Source organism: Ruminococcus sp. AF31-8BH, assembly GCF_003460605.1.
GTDB classification, from domain to species: Bacteria; Bacillota; Clostridia; order Lachnospirales; family Lachnospiraceae; genus Blautia_A; species Blautia_A acetigignens.
In genome coordinates, this window is the sequence record NZ_QTVN01000001.1 from 1 (window position 1) to 18,143 (window position 18,143).

16 protein-coding genes and 2 pseudogenes are annotated in these 18,143 nt (G+C 39.3%); 2 read left to right on the plus strand and 16 right to left on the minus strand.

The genetic code is table 11. The annotated features are described in order from the left end of the window. Positions 1 to 109: 109 nt before the first annotated feature. From DWZ38_RS00005 to DWZ38_RS00040, 9 genes and pseudogenes are all read right to left on the minus strand, one after another. Positions 110 to 271: pseudogene (locus DWZ38_RS00005) on the minus strand (sporulation transcriptional regulator SpoIIID); the annotation flags it as partial. Continuing rightward, the gene (locus DWZ38_RS00010; protein WP_117593509.1) at positions 258 to 1,793 is read right to left on the minus strand and encodes a recombinase family protein; all 1,536 of its coding nucleotides are present in this window, start codon (positions 1,791 to 1,793) and stop codon (positions 258 to 260) included. The gene DWZ38_RS00010 and the pseudogene DWZ38_RS00005, both read right to left, overlap by 14 nt. A gap of 119 nt (positions 1,794 to 1,912) precedes the next feature. Further along, the gene (locus DWZ38_RS00015; protein ID WP_117849350.1) at positions 1,913 to 3,637 is read right to left on the minus strand and encodes a hypothetical protein; all 1,725 of its coding nucleotides are present in this window, start codon (positions 3,635 to 3,637) and stop codon (positions 1,913 to 1,915) included. A gap of 27 nt (positions 3,638 to 3,664) precedes the next feature. Next, on the minus strand, positions 3,665 to 5,341 hold the full coding sequence (locus tag DWZ38_RS00020) for an RNA-binding domain-containing protein (RefSeq protein WP_117593511.1): 1,677 nt from the start codon (positions 5,339 to 5,341) through the stop codon (positions 3,665 to 3,667). A gap of 128 nt (positions 5,342 to 5,469) precedes the next feature. Then, the gene (locus tag DWZ38_RS22000; RefSeq protein ID WP_171030313.1) at positions 5,470 to 5,646 is read right to left on the minus strand and encodes a hypothetical protein; all 177 of its coding nucleotides are present in this window, start codon (positions 5,644 to 5,646) and stop codon (positions 5,470 to 5,472) included. Positions 5,647 to 5,953: 307 nt separating this feature from the next. Beyond that, complete coding sequence (locus DWZ38_RS00025) at positions 5,954 to 7,303, minus strand: virulence-associated E family protein (RefSeq protein ID WP_008707132.1); 1,350 nt, start codon at positions 7,301 to 7,303, stop codon at positions 5,954 to 5,956. Further along, the gene (locus DWZ38_RS00030) at positions 7,212 to 7,916 is read right to left on the minus strand and encodes a CHC2 zinc finger domain-containing protein (protein ID WP_008707134.1); all 705 of its coding nucleotides are present in this window, start codon (positions 7,914 to 7,916) and stop codon (positions 7,212 to 7,214) included. The genes DWZ38_RS00025 and DWZ38_RS00030 overlap by 92 nt, the downstream gene beginning before the upstream one ends. A gap of 21 nt (positions 7,917 to 7,937) precedes the next feature. Then, positions 7,938 to 9,176 carry a hypothetical protein gene (locus tag DWZ38_RS00035; protein WP_008707136.1) on the minus strand — a complete coding sequence of 413 codons (1,239 nt, stop codon included), beginning with the start codon at positions 9,174 to 9,176 and terminating at the stop codon, positions 7,938 to 7,940. A 180-nt stretch (positions 9,177 to 9,356) separates the two neighbouring features. Then, a complete protein-coding gene (locus DWZ38_RS00040) occupies positions 9,357 to 9,581 on the minus strand; it encodes a helix-turn-helix domain-containing protein (protein ID WP_008707138.1) in 225 nt (74 codons plus the stop codon). A 316-nt stretch (positions 9,582 to 9,897) separates the two neighbouring features. Between DWZ38_RS00040 and DWZ38_RS00045 the strand changes: the two genes are divergently transcribed. Then, positions 9,898 to 10,941: a DUF6076 domain-containing protein gene (locus tag DWZ38_RS00045; RefSeq protein WP_025577902.1), complete on the plus strand. Its 1,044-nt coding sequence runs from the start codon at positions 9,898 to 9,900 to the stop codon at positions 10,939 to 10,941. A 30-nt stretch (positions 10,942 to 10,971) separates the two neighbouring features. Here the strand turns inward: DWZ38_RS00045 and DWZ38_RS00050 are convergent, their stop codons facing one another. From DWZ38_RS00050 to DWZ38_RS00080, 7 genes and pseudogenes are all read right to left on the minus strand, one after another. Then, the gene (locus tag DWZ38_RS00050) at positions 10,972 to 11,403 is read right to left on the minus strand and encodes a winged helix-turn-helix domain-containing protein (RefSeq protein ID WP_020993285.1); all 432 of its coding nucleotides are present in this window, start codon (positions 11,401 to 11,403) and stop codon (positions 10,972 to 10,974) included. A 30-nt stretch (positions 11,404 to 11,433) separates the two neighbouring features. Next, entirely contained in the window at positions 11,434 to 13,464 is a 2,031-nt protein-coding gene (locus tag DWZ38_RS00055; protein WP_244092593.1) for a M56 family metallopeptidase, read from the minus strand. A gap of 4 nt (positions 13,465 to 13,468) precedes the next feature. Next, complete coding sequence (locus tag DWZ38_RS00060; protein WP_008707144.1) at positions 13,469 to 13,837, minus strand: BlaI/MecI/CopY family transcriptional regulator; 369 nt, start codon at positions 13,835 to 13,837, stop codon at positions 13,469 to 13,471. A 130-nt stretch (positions 13,838 to 13,967) separates the two neighbouring features. Beyond that, positions 13,968 to 14,345 carry a TnpV protein gene (locus tag DWZ38_RS00065; RefSeq protein ID WP_008707145.1) on the minus strand — a complete coding sequence of 126 codons (378 nt, stop codon included), beginning with the start codon at positions 14,343 to 14,345 and terminating at the stop codon, positions 13,968 to 13,970. 55 nt (positions 14,346 to 14,400) lie between these two features. Continuing rightward, positions 14,401 to 14,526, minus strand: a pseudogene (locus tag DWZ38_RS00070) (sporulation transcriptional regulator SpoIIID); the annotation flags it as partial. A gap of 379 nt (positions 14,527 to 14,905) precedes the next feature. Then, positions 14,906 to 16,018: an SEC-C metal-binding domain-containing protein gene (locus DWZ38_RS22575; protein ID WP_243000097.1), complete on the minus strand. Its 1,113-nt coding sequence runs from the start codon at positions 16,016 to 16,018 to the stop codon at positions 14,906 to 14,908. 8 nt (positions 16,019 to 16,026) lie between these two features. Beyond that, on the minus strand, positions 16,027 to 16,200 hold the full coding sequence (locus DWZ38_RS00080) for a hypothetical protein (protein WP_117849352.1): 174 nt from the start codon (positions 16,198 to 16,200) through the stop codon (positions 16,027 to 16,029). Between the two features lie 134 nt (positions 16,201 to 16,334). Here DWZ38_RS00080 and DWZ38_RS00085 point away from each other — a divergent pair, with 134 nt between their 5' ends. After that, entirely contained in the window at positions 16,335 to 18,122 is a 1,788-nt protein-coding gene (locus DWZ38_RS00085) for an alpha-amylase family glycosyl hydrolase (protein ID WP_117849353.1), read from the plus strand. Positions 18,123 to 18,143 lie beyond the last annotated feature (21 nt).

Genomic DNA, 18,143 nt, shown 5'->3' on the forward strand with positions numbered 1-18,143 from the left:
CCACTGCCGCAAGGAGAAGTCAAGCACTTTTTACAAATAATTACATATTTTTTTGTGCAGGTTATAGATATGGCAGGCGCGTCACCACGCCTGCCATATCTTCTTTTCTTTATTCTAATTCTTTATGCTGGTGCAAATACTTTTCCCTGGTCGCAAGCCCGCCACGAATATGCCGCTCCGACTTATTCACATCCAACACCTCCCGTGCCTGCCTGGCAAGCGCTGGATTCAGGCTCACAAGCCTGCTTGTTACGTCTTTATGTTTGGTTGTCACTAATTAGAACGGTTTCATCTAAGCCTAAATCACCGAAGATTCGTAAGTAAATATCTACGTTACCATCCTTGTCTACTTCAATTTTCTGGATAATCCGTTTAAGCTGTGCATTGGTCATCTGGTGAACATCGGAAATATCTTCAATCTCTTTAAACGTGCGATTCAAGATTGTTTCCAGTTGTTCACCTTTTGTCAGGTGATAAGCAACCATTTTCAACTCATTCTCCAGACGCTCGATTTCCTGTTTTGTGCCGCCGATTTTTTCATTCAGTTCCTCACGTGTAATGAGGTCATCGGTGTACATATCCATGTATTTCTGACGCATTTTTTGAAGCTTGTGAAGCTGTGCGTTCAATTCCTTTTCGTAATTCAGGTTCTCATCCTTGGCTTTGTAAACCCTCTGGAATTCGCCTGTTACGTGACGAATTACATTTTTCTTTGCTTTCAGCAGCTCGGAAAAGTATTCGGACAGAACTTCAATCAACTCTTCCTCGTCCACTGTCTGAGCATTCGGGCAGCTATCCGCCCCACGTCCATTATGACCGGAACATACCCAGCGAATATAAGTATTCTTATAAGTACGAACAGTTCGTCGAAATGACCAGCCACATTCCTTACATTTAATCAGAGTAGAAAACAAATACTTATTGCTCTGCCGTTCCTTTGTTAATTTAAAAGTCTTGCTTCTGCACTCCAAAATCTCCTGTGCCTTTTCATACATTTCCGGCTCAATAATCCGCAGTTCCGGACGTTCTGTTACCATCCACTCCGTTTCATCTTTTTCCGTTCTCTGTCCGGTCAGGAAGTCAGTTACTTCCTGCTTTCCATTGATAATTTTTCCGGTATAAAGTTCATTCGTTAAAATCCGGCACGTCGCATTCTGGCTCCACTGACAATTACGCTTTGTTCGGATGCCTTTCGCATTCAGCATGTTTGCAATCTTGGCGGCACCATATCCTTCTTCGATATACCATTTATAAATCTGCCTGATAACAGCTGCTTCTTCCTCGTTGATTGCCAAATTAAAGTAATCTCCAATGGTTTTATCATATCCGTACACAATATTCGGAACTCGTCCTTTTTCAGCATTCATTTTCTTGCCGAATTTCACACGCTTTGAAGTATTGGCACTTTCTTCCTGCGCCAATGCACCGAAGATTGTCAGAACAAATTCACTGTTTCCCATGCTGGTCATGTTGGCCGTCAAAAACTGTGTCTCGATTCCTAATGCTTTCAGTTTGCGGACATTCTGCAGAAGGTCTACAGTATTTCTGGCAAAGCGAGAGATGTCCTTTACTACTACCATATCAAATAGTCCATGTTCAGCATCAGCCATCATGCGTAAAAATTCTTTTCGATTTTTTATTTTCGTGCCTGAAATACCCTCATCTGCATATAATCTAACTAAGTTGTCACCAGTACGCTGGGTGTACTCAGAGAAAAATTGCTTTTGAGCTTCCAGACTGTTGAGCTGATCAGCTTTATCAGTGGAGACACGACAATAAGCAGCTATATTCATATCTAATACCTTTCTGTTATATTTAAGTCGTTCTGTTACAACTTTATTGTACCATCTAAAATATAATTGTAAATAGCAAAATAAGGAATACCCTTTCTTCAGAATATTCCTTATATGCATTACTCTTCGATAAAAAAATTTTCTAACAATAGCATAATGGATTGTTCATCAACATTACCTGGTTCTTTTAAATTTTTTTTCTTTTTATTCAATAACAAATATGTATCTGTAAAAACATCTTGTATCGTCCCAAGGCATTTATCTTTTGCTAATTTAACCATCAACTCAAGAATTACACGATCCACATAGATATGCAAATGTTTTCCTAACATTTGTATTCGTTTATGGCTTTCCCCTGCATGAACAATAGCATTTCTAAGCCTATATAAGCGATAAAGATGCCATTCAATTCTTTGACAATACTTTTCGGAAAGATGCCATAATTTTTCGCGATTTTCTCTTTGCTCATATAAGTTATATATTTTATAACGTATATTGGGATAATACTTAAGCTCATTCGCAAAATAATCTTCTCGATATTTCTCATATTTTTCAAGAAATATAAAGCCTGCGATTTTACAAATCTCTTTATCGAATTCTGTTATATCTTTAAGCAACAAACTTACTTTTCGATTACCTAAATTATTTTTCAAATCGTCAAGTATATTAGAAAATATGCATTCGAAATAGTCATTTTGTAGAATGGAAACTATATTATCAGTAACGCTTTCAATTTTGGATTTTGAACTATCTGTAACACTTGCAACCTCCAACGCTGACCACAAATTAAGAAATGCATCATTTAAGTCTTGTTGATTTAATGCCGCATTATGCAAATCAACAATCTTATTAAGCTGAGAATAAGTTTCCTTTCCTTTTTCTTGGCATCCCAAAACAATTGTATCTATTTCAGTTTTAAAATTTTCTCGTGGCTCAGGCTTGATACTTTTATACCCAAACGCTTTTACGGGAAGAATTATTCCCTCTTGGGTATCTTGTCGAATTACCAATCCGTTTTTACCTATTACACTGATATTATCATTCAAAAAAACTTCTAAATATCTCAAAAAAATTTCTAATGCAGAATACGCTCGTTTCATTGCTGAATAATTATCATATGCCTTTGTTTCCATAACCCCTATAAAGGACTTTTGCTTTCTTTTAATCTGTTTAAAGCAACCATCATCTTCAAACGAAATATGCAATCTTTCATTTAACAACTTTTGATATGGCTTTAATTTTTCATAAAAAACAAAGTACACTTTGTATTTACCAATTTCAAAATCAAACCTATTCAAAAAAATCTGTGCTTTTTTTTCTGGATCATTTATACTTTCCTCAAATATATTTCTCAGGAATCTATATATATATTCCGATGAATATCCATGCCATAGCAAAAAAGCAAGCCAAGCACGAAGTCCTTTTTCAATTTCTGTTTTACGGTTTGATTCCGACAAATTTTCTTTCAAGTATTTACAACATATTTCATAGTACTTTTTCTTTGGTATCTTATTGAATATATAATGTACCGCTGTTCTTTGATCTTTATCTAAAAATTTTGCCATCTCTTCAATAACTTCATATTTATACAACTCTCGAACAATAACGTCTGTCATTAAACTCGACTTAATCTCTTTTGCAATTATATCTAATTGATATTGCTTAATACTCCCTTTCACCACATCTTTTTCAGTATCAACATATTCTTCTAATAATGTTTGTGTATTATGAACAGGCGCTTTAACAATATCATCTGAATAATGAAACAACATTTCTTGTAGTCTTTGAACAAAAAATAAATATCCATCCTTAGTAGATGTCCAATCTTGTGTAATATATTTCATTTTTCATCCCCCTCGCATTTTTGTAAATCAATCATTTTTTATCAAGTACCACTTTGCATACCTATTAGTTCCTGTTGTAACAACAATTCCATCCTTTTTCATTGCCTGTAACAAATTAGAAACCTTCTTCGATTTCTGTTCATCGCTAAGTACTTCTGGCAATGCTTTTTCCAGTACTTCCATTAAATCTCTTTTGCTGGCTTCTCCCATTGACTGAAGTGCTTTTATAATTAACTGCTTGCAAATATCATCATCTAACCCTTTATTTCGAACATAAGCAGCTTTCTGTCCGACAATATCTGCCACCTTGAAAGATACAAAAACATTAGGATAACGTCCTTCCACAAGACCTTTTTTCTTCAAATCCTTAAAGCTTTCTTTAGAAACTACTTCCTGTTTCTGAACTTTATCCAACAAAAATACAGTTCTCATATCTAAATCTTCATTGGAATATAAAAGCTGAGTATAATTCTTATCCAATATCTTTCCGTACACAGTCACTGTAACTCTATTAATTGTGTTCAAATCATATGTCGGCAATGGGAAGCATTTATCACGCTGTATCTGATACATCATTGGTATTCCCATTGAATTTGTATCAATCATATACAGATTTACCATTGCGTTACACAAAAACACATTTCGATAATACGGTGGTTTATATCCCGGTTCCAGTGCTTGTTCAATAGTTTCTGGTATAAAAGCCCCCTCATTGATAAATACCAGTCTGTCCTCAAATTCCTCTACGTTGATTTTTCCACGCAAGCGATAGTCCTGATGAGCAATACAGTTATTAATAATCTCTTTGATCAGCTCTGGTTCATATTGATCTACTTCATCCGGAAACAAAGTCTGCTGTCCGGCAATATAACGATACTTTACATTTCTGATCCTGGAATATACCTTATCCACTGCCATTAACATCGGTATATCAAAATGTTCATAAGCTTTTACCGAATTATCTGCATTATAAAGTGTCCAGGTAATTCTAGGAATAAAGCCATCAAAGAAATATTTAGCCTCACTTTTTCCTAATAACAATAATGCCGTTCTGGTGATTTTTCCTTTTATTGTAATACCAGCTTTATTTAAAACCTCAATATCAGACAGTTTCTTTAAAACTTCCTGTGCTTTTTTTCGATCACTCTGACGTTTTGAGAAAAGTTCTCTTGCTCTTTTAATCGCTTCTTCATCCAAGTCTTCTATCGTTGCATCTTCTACAATTTCTTTTGACCAATCCATTCCTATTTGACTTCTAAGTAGATCTACTTTATTCATCGGAAGCGGTGATATAGATTCATGTTCTCTGGCATACGCTGCCCCTTGCCATGTTGTCGGAATCCCCCTAATAGCTGGAGGAATTTGAAATGCTATCACTCGACATTTTTCCATTGTCAGTTCGTATATCTCCAGAAATGTCAATCGTTCATTGGTTCCATTTACGATTTCCTTTTTCAAACTTTGCAGACTTCCCTGTTTCCGAAATTCCGTTCCTACATATCGTTTATCATCCGAAATTCCGAAAATCAGCCACGCCTCCTGTAATCCCCGAAGATTTGCTTCATTGCTAAGTGCAGAAAAATATTTACCAATGTCATTAAACGAATAATTTGTGCGTGCTTCTTTAAATTCTACAACTTCATTTTCAAAAGATTCTATCATGCGAACAATCTTTTCTTTTAATTGGCTATCCGTATATATCATATTCTTCCGCCTTTCAAAATTTTCTATGACTAAATTCTATGACTAATCTATGACTTTCTAGAACTAATTTTAACTGATTTTCAGACAGAACACAAGCAATAGCAAAAAAATAAAAGGCATCCCACGCGCTACGCAGGACACCCTCCATCATGTTTTGGTTCATTGGGAAGCTCATCCGCTGCTTCTTGTATTGCCTGTTCCACCTTACTTGCATTTGCTTCAATCAATATCTTTAACAGATAGTCGGCGGTTACTTCCGCAGTGTTTGGATTATGGAATCGATAATTAAGTTTTCTCTTTTTCATAGCGGAATTTCCACCTCCTCCCGTATGTCTTTGTCCATAACTATGAAAATGTTTTTTGAAATAGTCCTGCCAAATGCCATTCCTGTTCAACTTAAATAGATGCCGGTCAAAGGGGCATCCCTGTTGTAAACCACCGCTGTAAACAAACTCCAAAAAATCTAATTCTTTTTGTTTTTTCAGTTTTCTTTCCTCAATACCAAATTACTCTTATATATCTGTTTACTGTTTACAAATTCTACAAGTCAAAGCAATATCCATAGAAAAAAGTGTAAACAACACGCCAACTACCGTAAACCTGACTGGCATTTTACTGGAAAGGTAACTCCACCTGCCGGGCTTCCTTCTCAGTAATCGGATGCCAGTCATTTTCATTTTTTAAGTCTTTTGCGTCTCGTTTACAGTTTTCGTTTACACATACCCACGAACGCTGTGTACCGTAATCCTTGAATCTTGTCATCGTCCCCTGTTTCCAACCCACAATGCTTGTATTCATGATTTCACAGATGCGGTCTGTCTCCGCCTTCTTCGGCTTTACATAAGGATTGTCCAGTGCCTCTTTAAAAAGCATCAATGAACAGACTTTTCTGTCTTCATGTTCATCCAGCCATGCCTGTATCATTCCGGCTTCCGTATCATCCGCCATGAACTCCTGCCGCAGTTTATCAAGCTGTGTTTCTGTTTCCTTTGAAAACGCCAGTTTAAAATTTCCATTACGGTACAACATCATTGCTTCCGCCCACACCTGATCAATATACTGTCTGGATTCCTTCTCATTTTCGAGGATATGAACCTCCATCTCTGCCCGGTTCGTCTGAACCGGAACGAATCTTCGATTTCCGGTACGGTCAAACGGCAGGAATCGCTTAATATTGGATGTTCCTCCAAATACACATTGCCTCGGACGATCAAGAGCATATACTGCATAAGAATCCCGATAAGTCTCTTTCTGCCTGCTCAGAAAGCTCTTTGTTTCCTCAATACTCTTAGAGCGTGCCGTTGCGACCATTTCAGACATTTCAATCATCCAATGACCACGAAGCTGACAATAAACTTTTTCCGAATCCAGTTTGCCGATGTCATCAGTGAACCAGTCATCCTTTACTGCCATGAAACGAAAAAATGTAGATTTTCCCACGCCCTGACCCCCGACCAGACAGAGCATATATTCAAACTTAATTCCGGGGCGGAACGCACGGGCAATAGCTCCCAGCAAAAACATTTTCATACTTTCATAGGTCAACTCATCCACAGGTGCACCAAGAAAATGATGCAGCACATAGCGGATACGTTCCTGCCCATCCCATTGCAGACTGTTCAAATAATCCCGGACAGGGTGATATTTGTTCCGATCTGCCTGATGGACAATACTTTTCTGCACAATCTTATCCATCGTCAGACCGTAAGTCTCTTCCAAATAAAGCATAATATAGTTCAAATCCATATCTGTGAATGCCGGGCTTATCCGTTCCCACCACACGGGTTTTACAATGTCTGTCTGCTCAGTCAAAATATTGTGCCGGAATACATCTTTTAACAGAGGATCATGTTCTAAAATTAGCTTACAGTTATGCCGATTGTTTTTCACAGCACCCTTCTGTGTCATTTCCAGTTGTTCTCTGATTTCCTCTACTGTCAACTCCGTTTCCATTATATCCATTACTTCGCACAATTCCTGTCGTGTCTGTGGTGATAAAGTCTGAAATTCTCTGTTCAATCGCTGTCACCTCCTTCCCATGAGCCACCACTACGGCAACTCGTTCTTCTAATGTGCCTGATAATAATGTATCCAACAGGTACTCTGTTTCTGATATTTTTTCCAATGCCTCCATAAACAGCGGATGCCAGACATCTTCCACCTGTTTCGGAGCACACTCTTCTTTCCACTGTTTCAACAAATGCAGGTAATCTGCCAGTGCACGGAAATATCTATTTTCTGCCTGCAGATACCTCTGTTCCTGTGTTAGCTGTCGTTTGATTTGTTTTCTCTGTGGCGGGCTGTGCCCCATGTTCTCATAATGTATAGAAAAATCTCTTGCCAATTTCTCTGCCGCCTCTTTTGGTTTTAAATTGTACAAGTGTGCCGTAAAATCAATCACATCCCCATCTGCCTGACATCCGAAACAATGAAAACGCCTGTCCACTTTCATGCTTGGATTCTTGTCACGGTGAAATGGACAGACCGCCATTCCATTCTTGTTTACCCGTATTCCATAGCTTTCTGCAGCCTGCCGGGTAGTCACAGACTGTTTAACTGCTTCAAATATATTCATCCTTTTCCTCTTTTCTTTACATCACAACTCCATATCGTTCCTTCCCAATTTAGTTCTTCCTTCGTGTTCCCATCGCTCTCGGTTCTCCTGTTCCGCAGTAATTTTTGCTTTTGCCAGCCTATCCAGAATGGAACTTCTGGCTTTTTTCTTAATCTGTTCGGTATTCACCTTTTTGACTTCCGGTTTTATCAGCGTGGTCTGGATTGTTTTAACTGCTGTCTGCATAGCTTTTGTAATTTTGGTAATTACTCCGTCCAATCGACTTACAGCATAAGTTCTTTCTTTTTGGGAAGCCTTGCGCTCAGGGGAAAGCACCCACGCCTTTGACTGTTCTACCAGACGAATGTCTTCTTTATGGGTTTCCACTCTGACCTCATCCGTCACAACCTCCACAGCTTTGTCGTAAGCAATATCTGAAACTTCATCGATCAAAGCTTCTACTTCTTCAATTTTCAAAGTAAGTGTATCCAGTATTTCTGTCTGGTTTTTCATCTGTTCCTTTTGCTTAAACAGGATATAATCCTGCTTTTCAAGATAATCTCGCCCTCCATAAGACGGTTCTTCTTCCAGATGCAACCCGTATTTTCGAGTTATATCAAAAAGCATTGTCCGGCAAATAGCATCAAAAGTCTGCTTTCGATTATTATTGCGGCCTTTAGGTTTATCCGGTTTTGGAAGTGCAATCCCTAATTCTTCCAGTGCTTTTTCCTGCTGGGGACAGATTTCCCCGTACTTATTCTCACAATCAAAAACATGACGTTCATGAATGTGCGGCGTTCCTTCGTCCAAATGCAGTGCCCAGTCCAGAATATGGACATGAGAACCGAACCGATTTGTGAACTGCTTTGTAAAGTCCTGTACGACCGCAAGTAATATTTCATAGGAAACAGATTCTTCTACTGTTCCTATTTGAAAAATAGTTTCCTCTGGACAGGTTTTATTGTTCTTTAGTAAATCTTCCACAGATCGGTTACGCTCTGTATGACGGGTTCTTGCATTTCTTTCATTCTGCGCTTCTATATATTTTCCATAATGTTCCTGATAAAAAGTACATTCAATTTTCTCAAAACTGATATCCTGAGAATCTTCTTCCCTGTTCTGCATTGTGGTATAGCCACGGTAACAGTCCCAGTAAATATTTTCTCTGACTCTTCCAGCATCAATATGTTCACTGTTTTCCAAGTCGAAACGGCGATCATTATGCCTGGGATTATAAGTGCCATTTTTCCCGGAGCGTCCATTGTGTCTTGTTGCTTTCAATAATTTTCTTGCCCTCCTTTTTCACGTTTTTCCAAATTAAATAAGGCAGCGAAGCTGCAAACCTGCGTGAATTTGCGTCAGGTAATACCCAGTATGAGTAGACGCACGCATCAACTCACTGGGCAATGGCTGCCGCCCTTAACCTGCACAAAAGACTTCGCTCTCCGCTCTGCTCCAGATTTAGTTACTATTCTCCGGCACCCTTCCATTCCCCTTTGCCATCCATTCGAAAAAAGCAATTTTACTAACCTTAATTAATCTGCCGCTTCGAAATGCCGGAAAACCGGGTGTATGAACCAGTTCATAAGCCGTTACTCTGGAAATCCCCATAATCCGCTGAATATCAGCCACATCCAGTACAAGAGGCAGTTCATCATAATTGTTTAATCTCTTATTTTCACTCATGTTGTTCCTCCATTTTTGATCTCATTTTTTTAGCTTCTCATTGCCGTTTTCTCTTTCCTGTTTCCTGAGTCATACTGCTGTCAAGGCATACAACACGTCATCCATTCGGATGCGCTCACTTCTTTTATCGAAGGTCATGGCGGTTTATCTCAGGTTAGACGGTCATAAAGTTGTCAAAGTACACTGCATAGTACGAAATTACCATTCAATCGTATCTTATCAATCTCATCTTGACTTTTCAATACTTTCGCGATACCATAAATGTAACTAATATTATATTTTTTAAAATTACCATACAAAACAGGAGCAAATAGAAATGGCTTATCAATTTATAAGGCAAGAACCTTGCTACGACCACATCCTCTTCGTTCTGGCATTGGATAGAGACAAAATGAAGGAGCGAATTTTAATCGGAACGGAACAGCAAATCCGTTTTCGACTGGACGGAAATAAAGATAACGATGTCATATATGATATAACACGTCCTCTAGGACGTTTTCTGATAGATTTTGAATATGATAAAGAAAAGAACTGGAATATATATGGACTTGCTCCCCTACGTGATGCATTGCACACTAACCGTTGGAAACAGCCTGCACTGGAACAGACTGCTGGTGATTTTCTGGCAAAAAAATATCTCACCGGTGATCCGGTGAGAATGTATGCTACATTCCGTATTTGGAATGAATATCTTGTTACAAGGGAATATCGTGACCGTAATACTGCCTGTGATCGTTTTATAGAAAAAATCCAAATTTTGACTCAGGCATTCCAAACAGAAAATGTCATGAATTTTAATTCTGATACCGGAAAACCAGAACGTTTTCATACTGGCAGTCTTTATTTCCGCAACACTCCTGCTGAAATCACTCGACTTGAACTTTGGTTTCCGGATAATAGGCGCAGAACAGAATGCGTAGCTGCCTATAGCTCTTTTTATCCGCTTATCACTTATTACTTGAATCGACTGAATGACTGGGGCCTTTGTTTCCGTCAGTGCAAAGTCTGTGGAAAATATTTTCTGGCAAAAAGCCAGCGTTATGAACTGTGCAGTGATAAGTGCCGTAAAGCACAGGCACTTCAAAACAAAAGGGAGTTTGATGAACGAGCCAGAGAAAATAACTATGATCTGCTTTATAAAAATGAATGCCAGAATTGGCGTAATAAAATCAATAAGTCCCAAAAAACTGCTAATTTTCCGATTGAACGCCTGGAAGAAATGAAAAATGCGTTTGACCTTTTTAAGAAAGAAGCTCTGCAGCGTAAGAAAGCTGTAAAGGCAGGAGCAACCAGTCCGACAGAATTCACAGACTGGTTGTATCAGCAGAGCAATATTATCTTAAAACTCAGCAAAATCTGAATCCATCCCTGTAAAGGAAAGGCAGCGAATTTACTCGCTGCCTGCCTTCTCATTGAACTTGTATCCTACACCCCAGACGGTTTGAATATATACCGGGTTACCCGGATCATCTTCTATTTTCTCACGAATATGACTGATATGGCTCATTACTATATTGTAATCGCCAAAATAGGATTCTTTCCAGACTATATCATAAATCTGTTCTTTACTAAATACTCTTCCTGGATTTTGTGCTAATAACTGCAGGATTTCAAACTCGGTGTAAGTTAATTCTATTTTTCTATTATCACGAACGACTTCTCTCCGTTTCAAATCAATCGCTATACCCTTATGCCATATTTTCGATTGAAATTGTATTTCCTGAAAAAGAAATTTCTCTCTGCCGGAATCTAACACAGAAATAACAGAATTTACCAAATCTTCCTCAGCTCCCTCGAATGATACCAGCAATATTTTTCCCACCTAATCGTCCTCGTTTCATTTAATACTAACTTAATGTTTCGCCTCTGAAGTATATCCATCAAATGTTTCCGCTTCCGGATTAAATTCAGTAAATAATTCCTGCATTCTATTTTTGCTTACTTTTTGAAAGCTGCTGATCTTTCCACTTTTGTCTCTCGTTACTTCAATGTACATAGTTCCGTTGCTGTTAGAAAAGATTCCCCTTCCCTCATCATATAAATCTGCTATAATCTTACCATTATAAACCCAGTTTCCTTGAGCATCACAAGATACTCCATAATCAGCATACTCCTGTGGAACAGCAATATTAAGACCTTTTCCCTCTTCACTGCTATATTCGCCCATGTCATCAGCCGCTATGTTCTCACTTCCTCCTTCTTCAAAAACAGATCCTTTCATTTCATCTGCAGTTACAGCTTCTCCGCCGGAACTTTCAACCAATACTGCCGGTTCTGACCAAAAATCATCTGATAACGGTTCTGCCTTTACGTCTGTGATGGTGCCATAGTTTTCCCTTTGCACTTCAACTCGAAGCGTACCTCCACGTTTGGAACTTATTGTATAAGTACCCGGCTTAAACTCATCCCGGAAATATCCAATGGTCTTTCCATCATACATCAGAAATCCTGTTTCTTTCTGGTAAGTTATTCCCGCTTTTGCATATTCAGAAAGCTGTTCTTCGCTGAATACATTTTCATTACTGTCTTTATTTTCGGTGACCGTTTCTGCTTCCTGCTTCGCATATTCTATATTTTCCGGAGAATATGCCATTGTAATTCCCACTGCATCATCAGATGATTTCGACAACTTCATCCCATCTTTTATTTTTTGAAGATTATCCTCATAAAGTGCAATCGTCTCATCTACCTTTTCCTGTGTCCATACAAACCATCCGTCGCCGCCTGTATAAGCTTTTTCACCAATCATAGACTGCAGAACTTCTTTTTCCTCGTCCAGCCATTTCGCATACTCTTCTGCTGTCCACCATTCCACATCCGAACTTGAAAGTGATTCATCTTCCCGGATATTCACTTCGTTTAAAGCAACTGTTGTTTCACCGTTTTCTTGCGCTGTCTCTGTCTTTTTCTCCAAGGATGATGCGGAAGTTGCAAATCCACCTGTCACGCAAATTACCAATACTGCACTTATAATTACTGCAAACTTAGATGTCTTCTTTATCTTCATAATTGCTCTTATCCTCTCTTCAATCGCATTTTTACTGAAACTGTTACATAATGGTGTCAGTCCGCTCTTTTTTTCTTCCATAGATATTAAAGCAGTTGCATATACCGACTTTATATCCATTCCAAATCTACGGACTACGGTTTCGTCACAGGATAATTCCAAATCTCTGTTAAAAAGAATATACATTACCCACACAAGAGGATTAAACCAATGAATGCATACTGCAGCAATCATTATCAGCTTTGTAAGCATATCAAGCCGTCTGATATGCACATATTCATGTTCCAACACATAACGAAGCTGATAAATATTTTTCCATTCTGTATTTTTCGGCATTAAAATAACTGGGCGAATCACACCATAAGAAAGTGGTGCAGCTATGGTTTCTGTCTGCCGGATGGATAGACTCCTTTTTAGTGGATGTTTTTCCTTCCATGCTTCCAAAATATCATTTTCAACAGGCAGCGAAAATCGAAATTCCCGATAACATTTTATATAGGAAACCGCAAAAAATCCAAAACAAAGTAACAGACCTGCCAGCCATATTACACTCAAAATCGAAATGGATTCTGTTCTCTGTACCATAGCCTCTGATAATCCATTTGCTATCTCAGGCATATTCCCATGAATGGGTAAAAATGTTGTCGTTTGCGCCGTTCTCACTGGGTTTATATCAGAATAAATACTCTGCAACAGAGAATAAATACTTGTGACTGATTTTATGGAAAATGGAACTAATAACCGTATTAATGCAATCCACCATAAAATCAAAAATGTTTTCTTCGGTAATCTGTTGATAAGCACAGCCCTTAATACCACAATAAGTAAAATAATAACCGTTCCCAGAAAACTCATTTGCAGCAGGCTCATATACATCACCTCATTCCAATTCACTGACGATCTGCTTCAGGTTCTTAATCTGCTCCATAGAAAGTTTTTTTCTGCCAAGAAGTGCCGCAAACAACTTGTCAACAGATCCATCATATATCTTATCAATAAGTTCATCTGTTTCCAGATCCTGTACCTGTTCTTTTGCTATAAGCGCATGGCACATAAATCCCGGTTCCGTTCGTTCAATCGCGCCTTTATTGATACACCGCTTAATCAATGTATACGTTGTGTTTTTATTCCAGCCGACTTCTCTGTTTAAAGTATCTGCAACATATTTCGCTGGCACGTCACCATCCTTCCACAGAACATCCATTACCTTTAATTCCGAATCAAAAAGTTTGATATTTTCCTCTGTCACTTGTTTCGCCTCCTATAAGACTACAGTAGTCTGTTCTTGTTTTCAGACTACCACAGTCTTATAACATTGTCAATCATTTTCTGTCGCTAGGAAAAGAAAAACAGCCAGCCTTTCGGCTGACTGCTCCATACTAAATATAAACCATTTCGTTCAGTACAATTTCTTCTGCTCTGTTTCTAATATTATTACACCGTTGTACCCAAAGCATAGCATCTTTCCGCTTCAATTCCTCCGTCACTCCCTCAGCCGCTTTCATCTGATCAACAATACACGTAAACCGTTCCTCCGCTTGTTCGTCCAAATCCTCCAGATAGCTCCAAAGTTTTCCGGTCAGCAGTAAACTGGAATATCTACCGTAGCACTGCTTTTTCAGATACTCCCTGTGCATTCGTCCCCACTTACCGATAGATCGCTTTTCCTCCGGCAGCTTCAAGTCTGGGATATAATAATCCCCGACAAGTACATAATCAATGCCATTCTCCGTAATTCTTGTTTTCAAATCCTTCATGGTTCGTTCCTCCTTGGTTTTTCTTATTCTATTACCCAAACGAACCGTTCTATATTGTTACTTCCATATGTACCGTGCTCTTACTAACCCCAAACTTTTTCGCTGTTTGTCTCACTGTTGCCTTCGTCTCAATAATATAGTTCCCAATTTCCACTGCCCGTTCTTCAATATATTCTTTCAAAAGAAACGCCTCCGAAGACGTTGTTTTTACAGTGTATGCAGAGGTGTTTCTATAATATGAAAGCAAATGAGCTGCGTTAACGTAATTTAGTGAATCAAGGCGGACGCCTCTGAACACCTGTTATTCCACGCAGGTCGGTGCAACGCTCCGGTGAACTAACTGCTAACTACGGCTTAATCGTGAAGGCTCTCCTGAGATGTTTAGTCGCAGTTGACAGTTAGCTCGGCGAAGTGTTGCGACGACCTGCGATGAATATAGCTTCCAACAGTCATTATTCTCGCCGAAACCAATCATATTGTTGTAGCATTCTTCTGTCAGCAGCTGAAATTTTTTCCATTTTTTATTTTTCATAGCATTCTGTCCCCTTCGTAATCGTCTATTATTTCCCGCAACATTTCTTATACTTCTTTCCAGAGCCGCAAGGGCAAGGATCATTTCTTCCTATTTTGGGACTTTCACGGATGAATGGAACCTGAGGTTTTGCGTTTATCCAAGGGAACATATTTTTCTCGTCAAACTCGTCATCATATTCCTCATCGAATGCGTCATACCGTCCCTGTAATCGATCTCTGAGTTTATCTGCCGCTGTTCTTCCAAAACTTGAACTGTTTTCCAGTTCTTTCAGCAAAGCTTCTGCTTCTGCCTCTTTTCCAAATGTAATACATGTATCGCAAAGCAAATATATGAATTCTTCTGAGCATACATTTTCCTGTTTTTTTAAGTTGAAAAGCCTTTGTATCTCATGGGATTCTCCAAATTCACAGGCATTATACATCCATTCCTGAACACTTTTTGGGAATTCATACATGTGCAGTTTTTTATCGGAAAATACTGCCGCATGATTTGATACCATATCCACGCTCCAGGGCGACATATTTTTTTCTCTTGCATATTCTGTCCGGCTTCTTCCTTTTAGCATAGGCAATTCCAGTTCCAGCATAATTCCAGAAATTGCCATCCAGACTTCTGCATTTGCCGCAATGTCAGATTTCCCATTGCTCCATTCTGATATAGCCTCAAAAGCTTCCTCTAAAGTAGTTCCGTTCATTATACCGATTACAGTAGATATCAGACATCTCTCGGCTGCTTCCAGAGGTATGTTTATCTGATAACGCAGCTTTGAAAACAAAATATCAATCCATTCCGTTCTATTTGCCAGGTTTTCTGAAAGTAAACGAATATCTTCTATGGAAAATGAAGCATAGTCCATATCTGCTGCATATTTTTCCTGCATGGCAATTACTTTCTGCGAATCAATATCTTCTATAAAAGAAAAACATCTTCCATCACCTGTATAAGCAGTTTTAAAAATACAGTTAAAGCTGCCATACCAGTAAACATATCTGTAGAACTCTGTTTTGTCCTGATTTTTGTCATACAATGTACAGTAAATTTTGTATGCATCCTCTAATTCCAGCATACCGTATACCCGCAGCATTGCCTCCATATTCTCGGAGAATTTCTTAATTCTACGATAGATATCTTTTTGCATTTTAGAGGTTATTTTTTTAATAGCGGCTTATTTTCTTTGTAACCTCCATAATTCCAGAAGTTATCCTCTCCAGTGTCCTGCTCAATCAAAATATCATCACTTGGAATTCGAAAATCATGCATGTGGTATCCATCCCAGTCAAACAGGATCTGAATAATTTCATGCAAATCATCAATCCAAATACTATATGGATATCAAAGTTATTCTTGCAAAAACAACACTATCGTCATATTTTTATATAGAATAAATTCCCAAAATCTGCTATGATAAAAGACATTGAACGTACAAATTTATTTAAACGACAGAGGTGTTAGACATGAGTTGGTATAACGAAGCAGTTTTTTATCACATTTATCCATTGGGTTTGACAGGTGCGCCGAAGCAGAATGCGTATGAGGAGCCGGTTCACAGGCTGAATACGCTTCTTCCCTGGATCGACCATATTAAGGAAATCGGATGCACCGCTTTATATATAGGTCCTTTATTTGAAAGTGTGGGACATGGTTACGAGACAACAGATTATAAGAAACTGGACTCCCGTCTGGGTGACAATGAGGATCTGAAGAATTTCGTAGCAGCATGTCATGAAAAAGGAATTAAAGTTATCTTCGACGGTGTATTTAACCACACCGGACGTGATTTTTTCGCATTTAAAGATATTCAGGAAAAGCACCAGAACTCACCTTATGTAAACTGGTACTGCAACGTGAATTTCTCCGGAAATACCGAGTATAACGATGGATTTTCCTATGAGAACTGGGGCGGATACAACCTTCTGGTAAAATTAAACCAGCGCAATCCGGATGTACAGAACTATATCTGCGATGTGATCCGTTTCTGGGTTTCTGAGTTCGATGTGGATGGAATTCGTCTCGATGCTGCTGATGTTCTGGATTTTGATTTCATGAAACAGCTTCGCCGCACTGCTGAAGAAGTGAAACCGGATTTCTGGCTGATGGGCGAGGTAATCCACGGCGATTACAGCCGCTGGGTAAATGGAAGCACCCTGCACAGCGTTACCAACTATGCCCTGCACAAGGCACTTTACAGCGGCCACAACGACCACAACTATTTCGAGATCGCACATACTGTGAAATATCTGCAGAACATGGGCGACCTGGATCTTTACAATTTCGTGGACAACCATGATGTGGAGCGTATTTACACCAAGCTTTCCAACAAAGCGCATTTTGCTCCGGTTCACGTACTGCTCTATACGCTTCCAGGCGTTCCAAGCATTTACTATGGTTCTGAATTTGGAATCGAAGGCCGCAAGGAAAGAACCTCCGATGACAGCTTAAGGCCTGCATTGAATCTTGCGGACTACGCAGATGCCACTGAGAAAAATCCTTGCACCGCGCTTATTGCCGCTCTTGGAAAGGTTCGCCAGAATACGCCGGCACTTAACTATGGAAGCTATGCGGAGCTGATGCTGACCAACCGCCAGTATGCTTTCGCCCGTGACCTTGATGGAGTTCGCGTGATCGTAACTGTAAACAACGATGATAATGCCGCTTCCATGAATTTGCCAGCTGGAAATGCTGCTGAATATGTAGGCACACTTACCGGGGAAAAGGTTTCCGTGGAAAATGGCAGCATTAATGTAACCGTTGCTGGAAACAGCGGAAATATCTGGGTTGCGGCCGGGGACATGCCGGAGTATAAGCCAGTTGACATGGCTGCGAAAAAACCAGAGACAGCTTCCGAGAACAGTTCAGCGAATACAGCAAAAACAGAAGCCGCTTCTACAACTGAAGCAAAGGCTTCCAACTATAAATCAGATGCTGAGCCAGCTGCTGAAAACACAGCTGCCTCTGAATCCGCTGTAAATCCCGCAGCTTCAGAAGTCGCAGCTTCCAACGATGTTTCTGCAGACAAAGAAGCCGCTGCCGACAATGAAGCTACTTCCCAGACAGCTTCCGAGAAATCCGAAGTAACCGTAGACTGGACCAAGTCACCGGAAGACATGACTGTGGAAGAACTCCAGGCTGGCATCCTTGCCAAAATGGCAAACAACGGCCCGGTAACCGACCAGATGAAGAAAACCGTTTACGACAACATCTGGCATGATTCCTTGGTAAACTGGCTCAAGAGCTTCCGTTAATGAACGTACCGCGCATAAATA